The 18,009-nt window shown below is 60.3% G+C and carries 14 protein-coding genes; 13 read left to right on the top strand and 1 reads right to left on the bottom strand.

The window, feature by feature from the left end; genetic code table 11:
- Nucleotides 1-18 precede the first annotated feature (18 nt).
- The 9 genes from BLV11_RS07380 to BLV11_RS07340 all read left to right on the top strand — a co-directional run bounded on the left by BLV11_RS07380 (nt 19) and on the right by BLV11_RS07340 (nt 12,188).
- On the top strand, nt 19-1,149 hold the full coding sequence (locus BLV11_RS07380; protein WP_091812332.1) for a DcaP family trimeric outer membrane transporter: 1,131 nt from the start codon (nt 19-21) through the stop codon (nt 1,147-1,149).
- Nucleotides 1,150-1,317: 168 nt separating this feature from the next.
- Nucleotides 1,318-2,730, top strand: a complete 1,413-nt coding sequence (locus BLV11_RS07375; protein WP_091812575.1) for a sigma-54 interaction domain-containing protein — start codon at nt 1,318-1,320, stop codon at nt 2,728-2,730.
- 331 nt (nt 2,731-3,061) lie between these two features.
- Nucleotides 3,062-4,114 carry a TRAP transporter substrate-binding protein gene (locus BLV11_RS07370; RefSeq protein WP_091812331.1) on the top strand — a complete coding sequence of 351 codons (1,053 nt, stop codon included), beginning with the start codon at nt 3,062-3,064 and terminating at the stop codon, nt 4,112-4,114.
- Nucleotides 4,115-4,243: 129 nt separating this feature from the next.
- Nucleotides 4,244-4,861 carry a TRAP transporter small permease subunit gene (locus tag BLV11_RS07365; RefSeq protein WP_091812330.1) on the top strand — a complete coding sequence of 206 codons (618 nt, stop codon included), beginning with the start codon at nt 4,244-4,246 and terminating at the stop codon, nt 4,859-4,861.
- On the top strand, nt 4,861-6,225 hold the full coding sequence (locus tag BLV11_RS07360; RefSeq protein ID WP_091812329.1) for a TRAP transporter large permease: 1,365 nt from the start codon (nt 4,861-4,863) through the stop codon (nt 6,223-6,225). Before BLV11_RS07365 ends, BLV11_RS07360 begins: the two co-directional genes overlap by 1 nt.
- A 10-nt stretch (nt 6,226-6,235) precedes the next feature.
- A complete protein-coding gene (locus BLV11_RS07355) occupies nt 6,236-7,015 on the top strand; it encodes a 3-hydroxybutyrate dehydrogenase (RefSeq protein WP_091812328.1) in 780 nt (259 codons plus the stop codon).
- 25 nt (nt 7,016-7,040) lie between these two features.
- A complete protein-coding gene (locus BLV11_RS07350; protein ID WP_091812327.1) occupies nt 7,041-9,032 on the top strand; it encodes an acetoacetate--CoA ligase in 1,992 nt (663 codons plus the stop codon).
- A gap of 276 nt (nt 9,033-9,308) precedes the next feature.
- On the top strand, nt 9,309-11,552 hold the full coding sequence (locus tag BLV11_RS07345) for an NADP-dependent isocitrate dehydrogenase (protein ID WP_091812326.1): 2,244 nt from the start codon (nt 9,309-9,311) through the stop codon (nt 11,550-11,552).
- A 177-nt stretch (nt 11,553-11,729) separates the two neighbouring features.
- The gene (locus BLV11_RS07340; protein WP_091812325.1) at nt 11,730-12,188 is read left to right on the top strand and encodes an SRPBCC family protein; all 459 of its coding nucleotides are present in this window, start codon (nt 11,730-11,732) and stop codon (nt 12,186-12,188) included.
- Between the two features lies 1 nt (nt 12,189).
- Here the strand turns inward: BLV11_RS07340 and BLV11_RS07335 are convergent, their stop codons facing one another.
- The gene (locus tag BLV11_RS07335) at nt 12,190-13,716 is read right to left on the bottom strand and encodes a sensor domain-containing diguanylate cyclase (RefSeq protein ID WP_091812324.1); all 1,527 of its coding nucleotides are present in this window, start codon (nt 13,714-13,716) and stop codon (nt 12,190-12,192) included.
- A gap of 332 nt (nt 13,717-14,048) precedes the next feature.
- Between BLV11_RS07335 and BLV11_RS07330 the strand changes: the two genes are divergently transcribed.
- The 4 genes from BLV11_RS07330 to BLV11_RS07315 all read left to right on the top strand — a co-directional run bounded on the left by BLV11_RS07330 (nt 14,049) and on the right by BLV11_RS07315 (nt 18,005).
- Entirely contained in the window at nt 14,049-14,447 is a 399-nt protein-coding gene (locus BLV11_RS07330) for a TonB-dependent receptor (RefSeq protein WP_091812323.1), read from the top strand.
- Entirely contained in the window at nt 14,434-14,661 is a 228-nt protein-coding gene (locus tag BLV11_RS07325; RefSeq protein ID WP_091812574.1) for a hypothetical protein, read from the top strand. The genes BLV11_RS07330 and BLV11_RS07325 overlap by 14 nt, the downstream gene beginning before the upstream one ends.
- A 94-nt stretch (nt 14,662-14,755) precedes the next feature.
- The gene (locus BLV11_RS07320; protein WP_091812322.1) at nt 14,756-17,161 is read left to right on the top strand and encodes a Lon protease family protein; all 2,406 of its coding nucleotides are present in this window, start codon (nt 14,756-14,758) and stop codon (nt 17,159-17,161) included.
- Entirely contained in the window at nt 17,154-18,005 is an 852-nt protein-coding gene (locus BLV11_RS07315; protein WP_091812321.1) for a universal stress protein, read from the top strand. Before BLV11_RS07320 ends, BLV11_RS07315 begins: the two co-directional genes overlap by 8 nt.
- Nucleotides 18,006-18,009: the final 4 nt, after the last annotated feature.

The raw sequence follows: 18,009 nt of genomic DNA, 5'->3' as shown, positions 1-18,009 counted from the left end.
CAACAAGGGAACACCCGAATGCAAAACAACCGATACGTGCGTCACTCCATTTCCGCGCTGGCTCTGGCGATTGCCGGCCAGGCCGGTGCTTTTGAACTCAATGCCGGGGATTACCAGGCCGAGCTTTACGGCTATGCCCGCTTCAACGCCAGTTACGATATTGACGAAGATATCGGCATTTCGACCCGTGCCGGGGCCTTCTCCGCGATCAATACCGGTGCCGATGAAGACAACGAGGCCACCGGCTACTTCAGCGCGGATGCTGTGCAGACCCGTCTTGGGGTCAGGGCCTCCTCTCCGGAAGGCGTGAAGGTGGTTCTTGAAGGGGATTTTCGCCCGGGAACCCTGCGCCTGCGTCACGGTTACGGTGAATACAACGGCGTGCTGCTGGGTCAGACCTGGTCCAATTTCAACAGTTTTGTGGGGAATACCAAGGTGCTGGATTTCGACGGTCTCGCTGGCAATGCCGGTCTGCAGGGACGCGTAGCCCAGGCCCGCTACACGACCGGGGCCTTCTCAGTATCGGCGGAAGAGCCGATCACCAACTTCCTCGAGGGTGCTGGCGCGACGGTCGGCGGTAAACAGGGCCTGCCGACACTGACCGCCCGTTTCGAGCAAGCTGCGGGCGGCCTCTCCTACTCTGCCGCCGCGCTGGTGCAGGAAGTCGGTTATGACACCGGCACCGTGGACGACAGTATCGTGGGTTATGCCGCCTTTGCCGCCGCCAAAATGGCGCTGGGCGAGAGCCTCACTATCCAGGGCAGCGTGTCCTACACCGATGGCGCTAATTCCTACCTGTACCGTTCCGGTGAAAACTTCGGTGCCGAGGATGCCTATATCCGCGGCGGTGATCTGGAAAGCATTGCCGGTTATGGCGGTACCGTTGGCGTGGGCCTGGATCTGGGCGCAGGCAGCAGCATCAATGTTGGCTACGGTCTGGTGACCGTGGACTGGGACGATGCCGAGGCTGATGGCGCCGCGGTTGCTGACAAGAGTGAAACCAACCAGAACCTGATGGCCAACTACCTATGGAGCCCGGTGAAGAACGTGATGATGGGCGTGGAATACGGCTTCTTCAAGCGTGAAAACGTCAATGGCGATGAGGGTGATGCCAACCGCATCCTGTTTGCCGGCCAGTACACCTTCTGATCCCGTTCTGTCCGCAATCGTACCCACCCCTACCACCAAAATCGGGGTGGGTTGCGATTGCCAACCCCCAATCCCCCATATACTCTCTGGAAAGTGTCAGTGTTTCCGGACAACTGGCACGGCAGGTTCACCAACATGACCGATTACATTCCAGGCCATAGCCCATTCATGCCCAAGCCGTTTATCCATAAAAACAAGAGCGGGCCGACTCGCGACCTGATCGAAGCGCTGTTTCCGCTGTTTGAACAGGCCAGTGCTGGCGCCATTGCCGTCGACAGCGACAGCCGCATCACCTGGATCAACGCCAGTTACGCTGCCTTGCTTGGATTGAAAGACCCGCAGGCGGCCATCGGCAAGGACGTCCGGGGGGTGATTCCGCGGACACGCATGCATGAGGTGGTCGAGACTGGCCAGCCGCTGCTGCTCGATATCATGGAGCATGACAGCCAGCAGCTGGTGGTGACCCGGTTGCCGTATTTCGACGATCAGGGCGAGATCCAGGGGGCGGTCGCTTTCGTGCTTTACGACGATCTGCAGCCGCTGACCCCGCTGGTCAGTAAATACCGCCGGTTGCATCAGGATCTGGTGGCAGCCCGCAAGGCTCTCGCCCGCAAAACCCGGGGAACCCGCTACTGCCTTGGTGATTTTGTCGGCGCCAGTCCGGCAGCGCTGGAAGTCAAACGCCGTGCCCGACTCGCCGCCGGACGTGATATGGCGGTGTTGCTGCTGGGGGAAACAGGAACCGGCAAGGAAGTGCTGGCACAGGCTATTCACTCCCTGTCCGGCCGCGCCGACAAACCCTTTGTCGGGGTCAATGTCGCGGCAATCCCGGAGAACCTGCTGGAGGCTGAATTCTTTGGCGTTACCCCCGGGGCGTACACCGGTGCTGACCGTCGCAATCGCGACGGCAAGTTCCAGCTTGCCAATGGTGGCACTCTGTTCCTGGACGAGGTCGGCGACATGCCGCTGGCGCTGCAGGCCAAACTGCTGCGGGCGTTGCAGGAAGGCGAGATCGAACCCCTGGGCTCGAACAAGGTGGTGTCGGTGGATGTGCGGGTGATTGCCGCCACCAGTCGCAACCTTGAGGCGATGATGGCGGAAGGGGCGTTCCGATCCGACCTGTACTACCGCCTCAATGTGCTGGAAATCGCTATCCCGCCGCTGCGGGACCGGTTGCCGGATCTCGGCGTGCTGTGTGAAGCCATTCTGGAAGCTCTCTGTGAAGGTCTTGAGTTGCGTGGTGAGATCACCGATGCCGCGGTCACGGCGCTTGGCAGCTATGACTGGCCGGGTAACATCCGCGAGTTGCGCAATGTGTTGGAGCGAGCGCTGACGATGGGCGAGGACAACGGCCTGCTGGACGCCGATGCGATCTTCAAGGTGTTACCCCGTAATGGCGCCCGTCAGGTGCCTTCTGCCTTACCCAGGCCTGTTCGTCCGTTGGCACAGATACTGGCTGAAGCTGAGGCCCAGGCCATCGAAGACGCGCTGGTCGCCAGTCGCGGCAACCGTACCCGGGCGGCGAAACTGCTCGGCATCTCCCGTTCCGTCCTGTATGAAAAGATGGCGCGAATGTCCTGATTTTAGGACGCCTGTCCGTATATCCATACAAAGCTCTACGACTCTGGTCTAAAGATGTCCGGAGTGCCAGACAGCCTGCCTTGGCAATTCCCGCTTCTTATTTTTTTAAGTATCTGTTTTATAGGGGTTTGTTTTATCTGGCACAGTGCCTGCATTTGACGTATTGCAGGACGTCAGCATAAAGCCGAAAACAACAATCGACGCCAAAACCAGGACCGAATACCTCCCGTCATTGTCTGTTTCCGCCGCTGACTGACTACACTCAGTCCAGGCCTGTCGGTCCCTGTACCTCCGGGCAACCTACAAGAACAACATATTGGGAGACTTATCGATGAAACTTGCCAAGGTCGTTACCGGGCTTGCTGCAGCAATTGCCCTGTCCTCCGGATCTGCCTACGCCGATAACCTGCGCTGGAAAATGCCGGTTGCTTTCGCCACTAACCTGCCGGGTCTCGGATCTCCAGCGGCCTGGGTTGCCGAAAACCTGACCACCGCCTCTGACGGCAGTATCCAGGTTCGTGTCTATGAACCGGGTGAGCTGGTGCCGCCGTTCGATATTCTGCAGTCGGTCTCCGATGGCAAGGTGCCCACGGGGTATACCTGGATCGGCTACGACCAGGGCAAGGTTCCGGCGGTGCCCCTGTTTGCTGCGGTGCCGTTTGGTATGAAGCCCTGGGCCTATATCGGCTGGTACTACTACGGTGGCGGCCATGACATGTTGCAGGATGTCTACGCCAACAAGGGCTTCAATGTCCACGCCCAGCTGTGCGGCATCATCGGGCCAGAAACCGCCGGTTGGTATGCCGACAAGATCGAATCCCTGGAAGACTATGACGGCATGAAGATCCGCTTTGCGGGTCTCGGTGGCAAGGTGCTGGAAGAGCTTGGTGCGTCTGTCACCATGATGCCGGGTGGCGAGCTCTATCAGGCGCTGGAGAAGGGCACCATCGATGCCACTGAATTCTCCATGCCTGCCATCGACCAGATTCTCGGGTTCCAGCAGGTGGTCAAGTACAACCTGTTTCCGGGTTGGCACCAGCAGTTCACCGCCCAGTATCTGCTGATCAACGGCGATGAGTGGGAAAAAACCACCGCTGCCCAGAAGGCACTGGTGGAGGCCTCGTGCACCGCTGCCACCACCCGTGGCCTGGCGGAAGGTGAATACCTGAACGGTGCTGTGCTGGCCGGTTTCCAGGAGGAAGGTGTGCAGGCTGACCAGATTCCGCGGGAGGTACTGGAACAGCTGAAAGCCGTTACCGAGCGGGTGCTGGAGTCTGAAGCGGAGAACGACGACGACTTCGCCCGGGTTTACCGTAGCCAGCAGGAATTCATGGAAACCTACCAGGTCTGGGATAGCCGCGCGTATCTGCCCAGCGATCTCTGAGGCCTGGCCTCAAGTCTGTCACACCGGTGTTGGGCTGGTGTGACCCGACCACAGCGGATGGCTCAGGCCATCCGTACCTTGTAGTTGCAGGTATTCCAGAACCGGGAATGCCGAGAGAGGGTTGTTTCCATGACCGTGCCCAAGCATGCGTCTGTGTCCGACACCGACGAATTCATCCACCACCATACCGAGTTGCCCGACACCCGCCTGAGCCTGTACCTCGATGGCCTGCTCAGCGGCATCGGCAAGCTGGCCTCCTGGCTGTGGGTGGTGGTAACGCTGATTATTATCTGGGCGGTAGTCAGCCGCTATGCCTTTGGCCAGGGCTCGGTGCTGCTGGAAGAGCTGCAGTGGCACCTGGCCGGGGTAGGCTGGCTGCTGGGCCTTGCCTACACCCTGGTGGTTGATGACCATGTCCGGGTTGATGTTATCCATGAGCGGCTGAGTCTTCGAACCCAGGGCTGGATCGAGCTCCTGGGTATCCTGCTGCTGTTGTTGCCGTTCCTCGGCATCGTCATTTACGAAATGGTGCCCTACGCCGCCAGTGCTTATCAGGTCGGCGAAACCAGTCCGGCGCCGGCGGGGCTGTCCAATCGCTGGGTACTGAAGGCCATTCTGGCCGTTGCCTTTTCGTTGATCGCCCTGGCGGCGGTGTCGCGCCTGCTCAGGGTGACCGCCCTGCTGTTTGGGTTCCCGCGTCCGATTCGCCGGGTTAACACCGATAACCAGCCCGGGGAGGGCTCCTGATGCAGTTGGAAACCCTGTATGTAATCGGCATGTTCCTGACCTTTGGAGCCCTGCTGATGACCGGCTTCCCGGTGGCCTGGGTTCTCGGGGGCACCGCCGTGATCTGGACCGTGATTGGGGTGATCTCGGTGGAACAGTTTGGCGCCGATTTGTGGTTTGACTATTCCTCGTCCATGGCGCTGACGCCGGAGCGAATCTGGGGGATAGTCGATAACGAAACCCTGGTGGCGCTGCCGATGTTCATCTTCATGGGCATCATGCTGGACCAGTCGGGCATTGCCGAGCGGCTGATGAAAGCGATGGTACGTCTGTTTGGCGCGGTGCGAGGTGGCTACGCCGTCACGGTGATCGTGATCGGTGTGTTGCTGGCGGCCACCACCGGCATCATTGGTGCTTCTGTGGTGCTGCTGGGCATGCTGTCGTTGCCGGCGATGATGGAGAGCAAGTACGACAAGGGCTTTGCCGTAGGCACTGCCTGCGCCACTGGCACCCTGGGCATCCTGATTCCGCCTTCCATCATGCTGGTGCTGATGGCCGACCGGCTGGCGGTCCCTGAGGCCTCGGTGGGTGACCTGTTCATGGGTGCCTTCCTGCCGGGGCTGCTGCTCGGCGCCATGTATGTGGCCTATGCCATGCTGCGACCGCTGTTTCAGCCGCACATTGCACCGGTGCCGGAGGGCATGGAAAAGGTCAACCTGGGCGCGCTGCTGGAGGTGTTCAAGGCGGTGATTCCGACGGCGGCACTGATCCTGGGGGTGCTGGGTTCGATCTTTGCCGGGGTGGCGACCCCAACCGAGGCTTCCGGTGTCGGTGCCCTCGGTGCCATGGTGCTGGCCTTTGCCGCTGGCAACCTGAAGCTTGAGGTGGTGAAGTCGTCGCTGTACCAGACCACTCGAACGGCGTCGTTCATTTTTGCCATCTTCCTCGGCGCGACCGCCTTCTCGGTGGTGCTGCGCGGCCTCGGTGGCGATGAGGTCATCGAAGGAGCCCTGCTGGGTCTGCCGTTCGGGCCCTACGGCGTGGTGTTGACCATCCTGTTCGGGATCTTTCTGCTCGGCTTCTTCCTCGACTGGGTCGAGATTACCCTCATTGTGCTGCCGCTGGTGGCACCGGTGGTGCAGCAGTTGGGATTTGATCTGGTGTGGTTCACCATCCTGTTCGCCATGTGCCTGCAGACGTCGTTTCTGACCCCGCCGGTGGGCTTTGCCCTGTTCTACATCAAGGGGGTGGTGCCGCCGGAGATCAAGGTTACCGATATCTATCGCGGCGTGATGCCCTACATCATGATCCAGCTTGTTGCCCTGGCGATTGTCTTCCTGGTTCCGGAAATTGCGACCTGGCTGCCGGGTGTGGCGTACGATTAAGGAGAACACCATGCGTTTGAAAAACCGGAGTGCCCTGATTACCGGGGGTGCACGAGGCATTGGCCGTGCCATTGCTGAATACTATGCCCGTGAAGGAGCCTGGGTCGCGGTGGCGGATCTAGATGCTCAGGCCGCGGCTGAGACGGCCCGAGCCATTGAGGCTGAAGGTGGTACCGCCATGGCCCTGGCGATGGATGTCACCGATGAAGTCGCGGTCAATGAGGGGGTGGCGGCGATTGTCGAGGCCTGGGGTAAACTCGACATTGCCTTGGCCAATGCGGGCATCCAGCACATCGACCCGGTCCACACGTTGAGCTATGCCGACTGGCAGAAAGTCGTCGATGTGCACCTGGGGGGGGCTTTTCTGGTCACCCGCGCCGCTCTCCAGCAGATGTACGCCAATGGTGGTGGCACCATGCTGTACATGGGGTCGGTACATTCGCTGGAAGCCTCGCCGTTGAAGGCGCCCTATGTCGCTGCCAAACATGGCATGCTGGGGCTGTGCCGGGCGGTGGCGAAAGAGGGGGCGGAACACGGGGTGCGCAGCAACATCATCTGCCCCGGTTTTGTCCGTACGCCGCTGGTGGACAAGCAGATCCCGGAACAGGCCCGTGAACTGGGTATTTCCGAGCAGGAAGTGATCAGTAAGGTCATGCTGAAGAACACCGTGGATGGCCAGTTCACCACCGTTGAAGATGTTGCAGAACTGGCGGTCCACCTGGCCGCGTTCCCGTCTGCTGCCCTGACCGGGCAGTCGGTGGTGGTCAGTCATGGCTGGCACATGCAGTAGGCCCTACGCGTAACAGGAGAGAGGAATGAGCAATACCGAACAGTCGCCGGTGGTGTGGACGCCCACCGACGAGGTGCTGGCCAACTGCCAGATGACCCGTTTCATGCGTGCGCTGGAAGATCAGGGCCACGGTCCCTTTGCCGATTACCATGACCTGCACCAGTGGTCGATCGATAACCTTGAGCCGTTCTGGCAGGCGGTCTGGGATTTCTGTGGCCTGCGTTGTGATACCCCCGCTGAGCGGGTGCTTGGCAAGCGCGACATGCCGGGGGCGGAATGGTTTCCTGGCATGCGCCTGAATTTCGCGGCTAACCTGCTGCGGCTGGCGGAAGGTGATCACGCCGATCGGGAAGCCGTGGTGGCCTACTGCGAAACCCGGCCGGTATTGCGTCGGAGCTACCACGAATTGAAGCAGGACGCCGGGGCTCTGGAAGCCTTCCTGCGCAGCAAGGGTATTGTCGCCGGGGACCGGGTGGCGGGCATTGTCACCAATGGCTATGAGGCCCTGGTGGGGATGCTGGCGGCCACCAGTCTGGGGGCGATCTGGAGTTCCGCTTCGCCGGACTTTGGCACCGGCGCGATCCAGGACCGTTTTGGCCAGATCGAACCGTCAGCACTGATCGTGGTGAATGGCTACGGCTATGGTGGCAAGGTGTTTCCGCGGCAGCAGGATTTCGAGGCACTGGCCGCCAGGTTGCCGAGCCTGAAAACCGTCATCAGCGTGCAGCAGTTGCCAGACCAGCCGCATCTGGGCGGCGGGCTGGTTACCTCGTGGGCGGATGCCCTGGCGTTCGGTGAAGGCCAGGCGCCGTCGTTTACCCCGATGCCGCCGGATCACCCGGTCTACATCCTCTATTCCTCCGGCACCACCGGCAAGCCCAAGTGCATTGTCCATGGCAATGCTGGCCTGCTGGTCAATCACGCCAAGGAACTGATGCTGCAGGGTGACGTCGGTCCCGATGACCGTTTCCTTTATTTCACCACCTGTGGCTGGATGATGTGGAACTGGCAGGCCTCGGCGCTGCTGACTGGTGCCGCGGTGATCACTGTGGACGGTTCTCCCGGTTACCCGGATCTGAACGCCCTGTGGCAGACCGTGGCCGAGGAGAAAGTTACCCACTACGGCACCAGTGCGCGTTTCATTGCGGGCTGTCGCAAGGCCGAACTGGCACCGGCGAAGACGCTGGACCAGAGTGCCCTGCGGGTGGTGTTTTCCACCGGTTCGCCTCTGCTGCCGGAAGATTACGACTGGATCTACAGCGACGGTGCCCCAAAGGCACTGCTGGGCTCTATCGCTGGTGGTACCGACATCTGTGGCTGTTTCGTGGGAGCGACCCCGCTGTTGCCGGTGCGCCGGGGCGAGATCCAGTGTCGTTTTCTCGGGGTTGATGCCGTCGCCTATGGTGAGGATGGTCAGCCGGTGGGCGAAGGTCGCGGCGAACTGGTCTGCCGCCAGCCACTGCCATCGATGCCGGTCGCTTTCTGGAATGACAGCGATGGCAGCCGTTACCACGACGCCTACTTCGACACCTACCCGGCGGTCTGGGCCCACGGTGACTTTATCGAGTTTACGCCGCACGGTGGTGCCATCATCTATGGTCGCTCCGATGCCACGCTGAATCCGGGCGGGGTGCGTATCGGCACCGCCGAGATCTACCGGCAGGTAGAAACGGAGCCCGCAGTGAAGGACAGCCTGGTGGTGGGACGGCAGATCGACGGCGATGTCGAGGTCGTGTTGCTGGTGGTGCCTGCCGATGGCGCCGAGATGGATGATGAGCTGGTGGCACGGCTGCGCAGCCGTATCCGCGAAGGTGCCAGTCCCCGTCATGTGCCCCGACATATTGTCCCGGTGCCCGACATTCCTTACACTCGCAGTGGCAAGAAGGTTGAGCTCGCGGTCGCACGGCTGATCAATGGCGCCGCGCGCAGCGATAACCGCGATGCCTTGGCCAATCCCCAGGCCCTGGACCAGATCCGCGACGCGCTCGCGGCAACATCACTGCTGCCTTCCAGCTGATCCCGGTGAGCCCCGCAACGGTGCGGGGCAACTCTCCGAGTTTTCGTAGTTTTTCCGAAAGTTCCGTAAATAACGGCATTTCACACCATTGTCACGGCCGTTTGGGACACTTAATTCAGTTCTTATACTAAGATCTTACTCATTGAACTGAAAAAACTGGTATCTTTATACGCCCACGAAAAGTTCGTACTCAGTCTTCGTCACGACCGAGCGTTCACAAGACTCCCGGTCTGGCCCTGACCGTCCTGAACTCCAACATTAAGCCAGAGGACGAAAATGACCGCATCAAAATCCAAGATCGTGTACACCCTCACCGATGAGGCCCCCGCCCTAGCCACGCGCTCGCTGCTTCCTATTCTGGAAACCTACGCCAAGCCCGCTGGTATCGAGTTCGAGACCAGCGATATTTCGCTGGCGGCCCGGATTCTGGCGACCTTCCCGGATTACCTCAGTGAGGATCAGCGGGTACCTGACGCCCTGGCGGAACTTGGTGAATACACCAAGAACCCGGAAGCCAACATCATCAAGCTTCCGAACATCAGTGCCTCCATCCCGCAGTTGCGCGCCGCGATCAAGGAATTGCAGTCACAGGGCTTTGATCTGCCTGAGTACCTGGAACACCCGGAAACCGAGAAAGAAGCAGAAGCCAAGGCCCGTTATGCCAAGGTTCTCGGCAGCGCGGTCAACCCGGTACTGCGGGAAGGCAACTCCGACCGTCGCGCCCCGGCCGCGGTCAAGGCTTTTGCCCGCAAGCATCCGCACTCCATGGGTGAGTGGAGTCCGGCGTCCCGTACCCACGTCGCGCACATGCGTGATGGTGACTTCTACTCCAGCGAACAGTCCCTGACCCTGGACAAGGCCACCAACGCCCAGATCGTGTTCGAGAACACCAAGGGTGAGAAAACCGTTCTGAAAGCCGACCTGCCGCTGCTGGAAGGTGAAGTGCTGGACGCCATGTACATGAGCAAGAAGGCGCTGTGCAAGTTCTTTGAAGACGTCCTCGAAGATTGCGAAAAGACCGGCGTGATGTTCTCTCTGCACGTCAAGGCCACGATGATGAAGATCTCTCATCCGATCGTGTTCGGCCACGCGGTGAAGATTTTTTACAAGGAGCTGTTCGACAAGTACGGCGACCTGTTTGACGAGATTGGCGTTAACCCCAACAACGGTCTCTCCAGCGTAATGGAGAAGATCAAGCTGCTGCCGGAATCCAAGCAGGAGCAGATTCAGGAAGACCTGCACGCGTGCTACGAGCACCGTCCGGAAATCGCCATGGTGGACTCCGTCAAGGGGATCACCAACCTGCACGTGCCGAGCGACGTTATCGTTGACGCCTCCATGCCGGCGATGATTCGTAATTCCGGCAAGATGTGGGCCCGTGATGGCAAGCTGAAGGACACCAAGGCGGTCATGCCTGAGTCCACCTACGCCACCATCTACCAGGAAGTGATTAACTTCTGTAAGACCCACGGCGCCTTCGATCCGACCACCATGGGCACCGTGCCCAATGTCGGCCTGATGGCCCAGAAGGCTGAAGAGTACGGTTCCCACGACAAGACCTTCGAGATGACCGAAGACGGCGTGATGCGCGTTGTTGATGGTGACGGCAACACCCTGACCGAACATCAGGTTGAGAAGGGCGATATCTGGCGAGCTTGCCAGACCAAAGACCTGCCGATCCGCGACTGGGTCAAGCTGGCGGTTAACCGTGCCCGTGCCTCCGGTATGCCGGCGCTGTTCTGGCTGGACGATGAGCGTGCCCACGACGCCGAGCTGATCAAGAAAGTCGAACTGTACCTCAAGGATCACGACACCGAAGGTCTGGATATCCTGATCAAGAGCCCGGTACGCGCCATTCGCTGGACCATGGAACGACTGATTCGTGGCCTCGACACCATTTCGGTGACCGGTAACGTACTGCGAGACTACCTCACCGATCTGTTCCCGATCCTGGAGCTGGGCACCAGCGCCAAGATGCTCTCTGTGGTGCCGCTGCTGGCCGGTGGTGGCCTGTACGAAACCGGTGCGGGCGGATCTGCGCCCAAGCACGTGCAGCAGCTGCTGGAAGAGAACCACCTGCGCTGGGATTCCCTGGGTGAATTCCTGGCGATCGCGGTTTCCCTCGACGAGCTGGGCGAAAAAGAAAGTAACGTCCGTGCCCGTCTGCTGGGCCAGACCCTGGACAAGGCCACCGAGCGCCTGCTGGAAAATAACCAGTCTCCGTCCCGTGTCACTGGTGAGCTCGACAACCGCGGCAGTCACTTCCACCTGGCACGCTACTGGGCGGAAGAGCTGGCCAAACAGGACGAAGATGCCGAACTGAAGGCCTACTTCGCCAAGATCTCCGAGCAGGTTGAGGCCAATAAGGACAAGATCCTGGAAGAAATGAGTGTCATCCAGGGGCACCCGGCCGACATCGGCGGCTACTACCATGCGCCTGAAGCACTGGTGAGCAGCGTGATGCAGCCGAGCGAAACCTTTAACCGGATTCTGGCCGAGGCTCGCGCCTCTGTTGCCTGAATGATCTGACAGCGGTTACGCGCTGACAAAAACCCGGGCTCCGCAAGGTGGTCCGGGTTTTTTCGTTCTGGCTTATGGTGGCGAAACCGGTTAAAACAGACAGTGTGTCACCCAAGGTCTCCGCTGCGTGTTATCCGGCAGCGAAAGGCCCTGATCCGCTGTTGGGAGTGAGCGACTGTGCAAGAGCAAATCCGCCATACCATCGAAATCGGTTGTACCCCGAACACCCTCTACCGCTACGTAACCCAGCCCTGGCTCTGGCATGAATGGCACCCGAACTCCCGTTCGGCGCAAGCCTCGGTCAGCGAACTGTCGGTAGGCGATGGTTTCGATGAGGTGATCGAGCTGCAGCCGTTATCGCCACTGCCGTTCACCCTTCGGCGGGAAACCCGTTACACCGTCCTTAACGCCAACCCGGACAGCCACTGGTGTGTCGAAGGGCGGATGTCCGGGGGCTGGCTTCAGATCGACTACCGCTTTCGCGAGTCTGCCGGTGGTGTCGAGTTCACCCGCACCCTGACCTATGAAACCCGCGGCCTGAACCGGCTCCTGGCCCCGTTGCTGCGACCACGGATGAGGCAGATGTCGCTGCTGGCATTGACTAATCTGAAGGCCAGGCTGGAAGTGTCCGGCTAAGTCAGTCGGGTGCCGGAATTGTCTCCGTTGTACTGAATTCTGCCCGTGCCCGTCCCTGCTCTTTGGCCCGGTATAACGCCTGGTCAGCTTCAGACAGCAGTTTGTCGAAGCTGTTGTGGTGCCACTGGGCAATACCAATGGATACCGAGAGCGACAATTGTTCATCCTGAATGGGGACGGCGATGGTCCGGACTCTGTCGAGGAGCTTCTGACTCAGGCGGGCCAGGTCGACGGTGTCGGACTCCGGCACAATGATAATGAACTCCTCTCCACCCCAGCGACCGAAACGGTCCATGGTTCGTATGGCGGACTGCACGCCCAGGGCAAACGCCTGCAGGCAGCGGTCACCCATGTCGTGGCCATAACGGTCATTGATCTGTTTGAAGTGGTCCAGATCCAGCAGGAGTATACAAAAGGGTCGTTGGGTTCGTTGGCTGCGCTCCACTTCCTCTTGTCCCAGTATCTGGATTTTGCGTCGGTTATAAATGCCTGTCAGTTCATCGGTGAGGGCGAGTTGCTGGAGTCGCTGGTTGGCCTCCGACAGCTCTTCGGTGCGCATCTGTACCCGCTCTTCAAGCGCTTCATTCAGTTGCCTTAACTCGGACAAGGCAAGTTCCAGTTCAGTCGATTTACGGCGGTTCTGGTGAACGAAGGCCGCAATGTAGAGCACCAGCACGGTAAACAGAACTGTAAATTCCTGGGTTAACAAGGCACTTTGATCCTGCTGGTCGCGGATGAAGGGACCTATGCCTGCAGCCGTGCTAAATGCGGCATAAAGGGCAACAACCGCGGCGAGGATCGAGCTAGCCAGCGGGCTAAAGCGGACACCAATCCAGACAGGGGCCAGAAGTACAGCCAACGGGGTGAGCGCGAGGTAGTTTTCCGATTGCAGGTTGGCTGAAAATACCAGAAAGCAGATGGTCAGCCCGATCACCCAGGCAACCAGAAGTTCGAGCTGTTTTGATGCAGGCAAGTTCAGCCCGGGGCGGGCCTCGGCAAGGGAGAACATCATATGCATGCAGGGGGTCAGGATGATCAGGCCGGTCGCATCCCCTATCCACCACAGCCGCCAGGACGTCAGGAATGGAGAGTCACTGCCCAGAATGAAGGTATACACCGATGCGCCACCTACAGCGGCAAGCGGTGAGGCGATAAAGAATACGGTCACCAGGAACACGCCCAGGTCCGCGGGATCTTTCCAGTCTACTGCGCCCCCTCGGGCGTAGCGTATGAGTGCAGCGGCCAGCATGCATTCAGTCGCGTTGATCATGCCGAACAGCACGGCTTCGGTGACGGTAAACGCGGGCACATCCGCGGCAACCTCCGCCACGATTACCGCCAGCACAATGGGAGGCCAGGACTTGACCGGCCGGCACAGCAGCGCAGCGAGGAGAATGGCATTGGGTGGCCAAAACACGACAATGCCACTCTCCAGGGCGGCAAAGTGGACACCGATATAGGCGCCCAGGTAATACAGCAGCGCGGTGGCCAATGGGAACAGGGTGAATGGGTATCTAGACAAGGTCATGCCCTCTTTCTATGTCTGTCCCTGTTCACCATCATGTAGAGGACACATCCTTAATGTTCCCAAGCCTTTTGCAGGCTTAACGGCAAGGTTTACTACACGCTTTTAATACTAGCAGTCACTTGCTGAACTTGATCACAAAGCAGGTCAGAAGTTGATCAATATCATTTTTCAGCACGGCTGACGATCGTGACGCCATGATGGCTGATGCGCGTGTCGTTTGTCAGGAACAGGTACCGAAAGTCCGGTAAAGCGCTAAACTCTGGGAGTTGGGCCGGGCTGACAGCACAGAACGCCAGCCGCCTTTTAACAACGATGTGATGACAGGGGAACGTATGGACCGGAAATTTGTACTGAGTGCTTTGGGCTACGCCATTATCGGCATGATGCTGGGTATTTACATGGCGAAGACCAAGGATCATGGTCAGTTCGTCACCCATGCCCACATCCTGCTGGCCGGGTTTGTGGTGTCCTTTATCTACGGCCTTTGCCATAAGCTCTGGCTCACCAACAGCGAATCGCGATTGGCGGGTATTCAGTTTTACCTCCATCAGGTCGGTGTGGCGGTGATGTCGCTCGGTTTGTTCCTGCTTTACGGTCAGTTTATTGACCCCCAGGTGATTGATCCTGTGCTGGCACTGTCGGCGGTGATGCTGCTGGTTGGGATGGTGTTGATGAAGGTGCTGTTTATTCAGTCGATGCGGGGCGATCACGATGGCCATGGATCGGTCTGACGCTCTCGCCGCGCTCAACAACCTGCCCGATGTGCGCGACGGCCTGACCCGCATCGAGCGTATTATCCTCTATGTACTCAACGAAGCGCAGCAGGAACGGGGCGGTCGTTCGGTGCCCTCGGCCATGGTCTATGGCCGGGTGCTGGAATACGTCGATATCGGTGAGGTCGAGCTCCAGCACTACCTCGACCGGCTCGGGGTAAGCGGTCGATAAGGTGATGCCTCTGGGCTCCCGTCGGATGTGGTCTATCCTTGCCAGTAGGGCCGTTCACACGGCATCAGGCTGGATTGCATAACAGGAGGTTGGGATGCCACTCCCCGTACCGCTGACGGAAGCCCAGGTCTACCATCGTTGCCCGCCTGAGGTGTTGTCGTTTGCCACCACTGAGTCCCTTGACGATCTCGAACTGCCCTGTGGCCAGGAACGGGTACTGAGGGCACTGGAGTTCGGTGCGGGCATGTCGGCAGCGGGCTTCAACCTGTTCGTGCTGGGGCCTTCCGGGGTGGGTAAGCATGACTTGGTCAATCGCTTCCTGACCCGTCACGCGGCGCAGCAGACGGTGCCCTCCGACTGGTGTTACGTACTGAACTTCCAGCAGGCCGAGAAACCCCGGGTGCTGGCGTTCCCTGCAGGACAGGGGCGCAGCTTCAGGCAGGATATGGCGGATCTGGCGAGTGAGTTGCGGACGTCGGTACCGGCCACCTTTGAAAGCGAGGAATACCAGGCCCGTCTGCAGGAACTGCAGGAAGAAGTCAGCCAGCATCAGCAGGAAGGGCTGAGCGCGATCCAGCAGGAAGCCAACGACAACAACATTGCCATGATCACCACGCCGACCGGTTTTACCTTCGCCCCGATGCGGCGTAATGGTGAGGTGATCGATCCTGACGACTACCAGAAGCTGTCCGACGATGAGCGCACGCTGATCGAAAGCAAGGTCGAGGATCTGGAGAAGAAGCTTCAGCAAAGCATTCAGCAGATCCCCAAACTAAGGAAGGAAGTGCGGGAGCGAGTGCGTTCCCTCAATGAGGAAATGGTGCAGCTGACCCTCGGCGCCCCTATGGGTGAATTGCGGGAGCGCTGGTCACACCTGCCGGAGGTGATTCGTTATCTGGATGCGGTGCAGGAAGATGTGGTGGAGCATGCGGAGCTGTTCCGTGACAATGAGCATGGCCCCCCCAAGGCCCTGCTGGCCCGCTATGACATCAACCTGCTGGTGGATAACGCCGACACCCGGGGCGCGCCGGTGGTTTACGAAGACTTGCCGAGCCATCAGCACCTGACCGGCCAGATTGAACATCATGCCCGTCAGGGTACCCTGTACACCGATTTCACGCTGATCCGCGGAGGTTCGATACACCGCGCCAACGGTGGTTACCTGATCATCGACGCCCGTCGTATTCTGACGCAGCCACTGGCCTGGGAAAGTCTCAAACGGGTGCTGTTATCCAGCGAACTCCGTATCGAATCCCTGGAGCGGCTGTACGGACTGATGAGCACCGTGAGCCTGCAGCCGGAGCCTATACCGGTATCGGTCAAGGTGGTGCTGCTGGGGGATCGCATGCTCTATTACCTGCTGTCCCATTACGACCCCGATTTTCTGGAACTGTTCAAGGTTGAGGCCGATTTCGCGGATGACCTGGAGCGCCGCGAGGACGGTTACCTGCTGTACGCCAGAATGGTGGCCACGATTGCCCGCAGCCTCGGCACCCGGCCGGTGCAGCGGGACGCCGTGGCGCGGCTGATCGAACACGGCAGTCGCATGGCAGACGACCAGCGTAAGGTGTCCGCCCACGATCGGGTGATTCGCGACCTGCTCAGTGAGGCCGACCATTGGGCGGGGACTGAAGGCGCCCACACAATGGATGCCAGTCACGTGCAGCGGGCCATTGATGAGCGGGAGTATCGCGCCAGCCGGGTGCGGGAACTCAGCCGCGAGCAGATCACCCGGGGCATTGTGATGATCGCCACCAAAGGTCACGCCATCGCCCTGGTTAATGGCCTCTCCGTGCTGCAACTGGGAGCGTCGCGCTTTGGCCAGCCAACCCGCATTTCCGCCACTGCCCGACCGGGTAAGGGGCAGGTGGTGGATATCGAGCGCGAGGCCAAGCTGGGTGGGCCGATCCACAGCAAGGCAGTGATGATCCTGTCGCGCTTTCTGGCCAGTCGATACGCTGGCGAGGGCGAGCTGTCGCTGTCTGCCAGCGTCGCCTTCGAGCAATCCTATGGCGGCGTGGAGGGGGACTCGGCATCCGTGGCGGAAACCTGTGTGCTGCTGTCGGCCATCGCCCGGATTCCGTTACGTCAGTCCTATGCCGTGACCGGTTCAATGAACCAGCACGGTGATGTGCAGGCGGTAGGCGGGGTCAATGAGAAAATCGAAGGCTTTTTCGATGTCTGTCGTGAAGCCGGTGTGGTTGATGGCCAGGGCGTGCTGCTGCCGGCCAGTAATGTCGAGCACCTGATGTTGAGGGCGGATGTACGTGAAGCCGTGGCGGATGGCCGCTTCCGGATCTACCCGATCAGCCATATCGACCAGGCCATTGCCCTGCTGACGGACCTGCCGGCGGGAGCGCCGGATGCGGACGGAGTATTCCCTGAAGGCAGTGTCAACGCCGCCGTGGCGGAGCGACTGTCACGGTTTGTGGCTATCAGCAAGGCGCAGGATGATGAGGCCAAGCCATCGGAGCCAGGCGGAGAAAACGACCATGGCTAGCCCGACCGGCGCGGCGGGGCCGCCCGGGCGGATACTGGTGCTGCTCGACGGCTCGCGCCTGAGCCGGGCGGCCCTGGCCGCAGCGGCTGACATTGCCGGCCGTGAGGGCCGTGAGGTGCTGGGAGTCTTTGTGGAGGAGGACAATCTGCTGCGCAGCGCGGCCTATCCGTTTACCCGCGAGGTTGGCGGTACCTCCGGTGAGCGCCGCCCGATGGACCGGATTCTCCTGGAACAGCGGTTGCGTCGGCTGGCAGAACGGGCGCGGTCAGCACTGACCGAACTGGAGGCGCAGCGGGGGTTTCCCTGTGACCTCAGCGTGATCCGCGGACATGTGGTGGACGAGGTATTGGCGCTGGCCCGACCGCAGGATCTTCTGGTGCTGGGGCGTTCCGGCTGGTCGGAGGCTATTGGTATGCGTCTGGGCTCGACCGCCCGCGGTCTGATGCATCAGGCGCCCGGAGTGGTGTTGCTCTGGTGCGAAACACGCAAGCCGGTGCAACGGGTGGTGGTACTGCTTAACGACCATGACGATGCCAACGAGCGGGCCCTGCTCGCGGCCCAGTCGGTTTGCCGGCATCGCCAGCAACCGGTCACGGTGGTGGTACCGGCCGGTGATGGCCTGACGGCCTCGAAACTGGCTGATCTCAAGGCGGCAACGGCGGTATTTGGCAAAGGCTGTCGGCTGCGTCAGCTGGCGTCGATGGGGGCAGCCACGGTGGCTCGGGTGTTGCGGGAGGAAGGGGCTTCCCAGCTGGTCATCAGCCGTCAGTCGGCACTGTTTTGTCAGCCGGGCATCGAGCCATTGCTGCTGGCCCTGAACCTTCCGGTTACGGTGACCCCGTAACCGG

The organism is Marinobacter mobilis, assembly GCF_900106945.1.
GTDB classification, from domain to species: Bacteria; Pseudomonadota; Gammaproteobacteria; order Pseudomonadales; family Oleiphilaceae; genus Marinobacter; species Marinobacter mobilis.
The sequence above is the reverse complement of the archived record's forward strand: the minus strand, read 5'-3'. Positions and strand labels throughout refer to the sequence as shown.

Bases quoted from the DNA above. Each gene is read 5' to 3' on its own strand.
- BLV11_RS07345 (WP_091812326.1), top strand. From the start codon at position 9,309: ATGACCGCATCAAAATCCAAGATCGTGTACACCCTCACCGATGAGGCC.
- BLV11_RS07375 (WP_091812575.1), top strand. From the start codon at position 1,318: ATGCCCAAGCCGTTTATCCATAAAAACAAGAGCGGGCCGACTCGCGAC.
- BLV11_RS07325 (WP_091812574.1), top strand. From the start codon at position 14,434: ATGGATCGGTCTGACGCTCTCGCCGCGCTCAACAACCTGCCCGATGTG.
- BLV11_RS07335 (WP_091812324.1), bottom strand. From the start codon at position 13,716: ATGACCTTGTCTAGATACCCATTCACCCTGTTCCCATTGGCCACCGCG.
- BLV11_RS07350 (WP_091812327.1), top strand. From the start codon at position 7,041: ATGAGCAATACCGAACAGTCGCCGGTGGTGTGGACGCCCACCGACGAG.
- BLV11_RS07360 (WP_091812329.1), top strand. From the start codon at position 4,861: ATGCAGTTGGAAACCCTGTATGTAATCGGCATGTTCCTGACCTTTGGA.
- BLV11_RS07330 (WP_091812323.1), top strand. From the start codon at position 14,049: ATGGACCGGAAATTTGTACTGAGTGCTTTGGGCTACGCCATTATCGGC.
- BLV11_RS07355 (WP_091812328.1), top strand. From the start codon at position 6,236: ATGCGTTTGAAAAACCGGAGTGCCCTGATTACCGGGGGTGCACGAGGC.
- BLV11_RS07370 (WP_091812331.1), top strand. From the start codon at position 3,062: ATGAAACTTGCCAAGGTCGTTACCGGGCTTGCTGCAGCAATTGCCCTG.
- BLV11_RS07320 (WP_091812322.1), top strand. From the start codon at position 14,756: ATGCCACTCCCCGTACCGCTGACGGAAGCCCAGGTCTACCATCGTTGC.
- BLV11_RS07315 (WP_091812321.1), top strand. From the start codon at position 17,154: ATGGCTAGCCCGACCGGCGCGGCGGGGCCGCCCGGGCGGATACTGGTG.
- BLV11_RS07365 (WP_091812330.1), top strand. From the start codon at position 4,244: ATGACCGTGCCCAAGCATGCGTCTGTGTCCGACACCGACGAATTCATC.
- BLV11_RS07380 (WP_091812332.1), top strand. From the start codon at position 19: ATGCAAAACAACCGATACGTGCGTCACTCCATTTCCGCGCTGGCTCTG.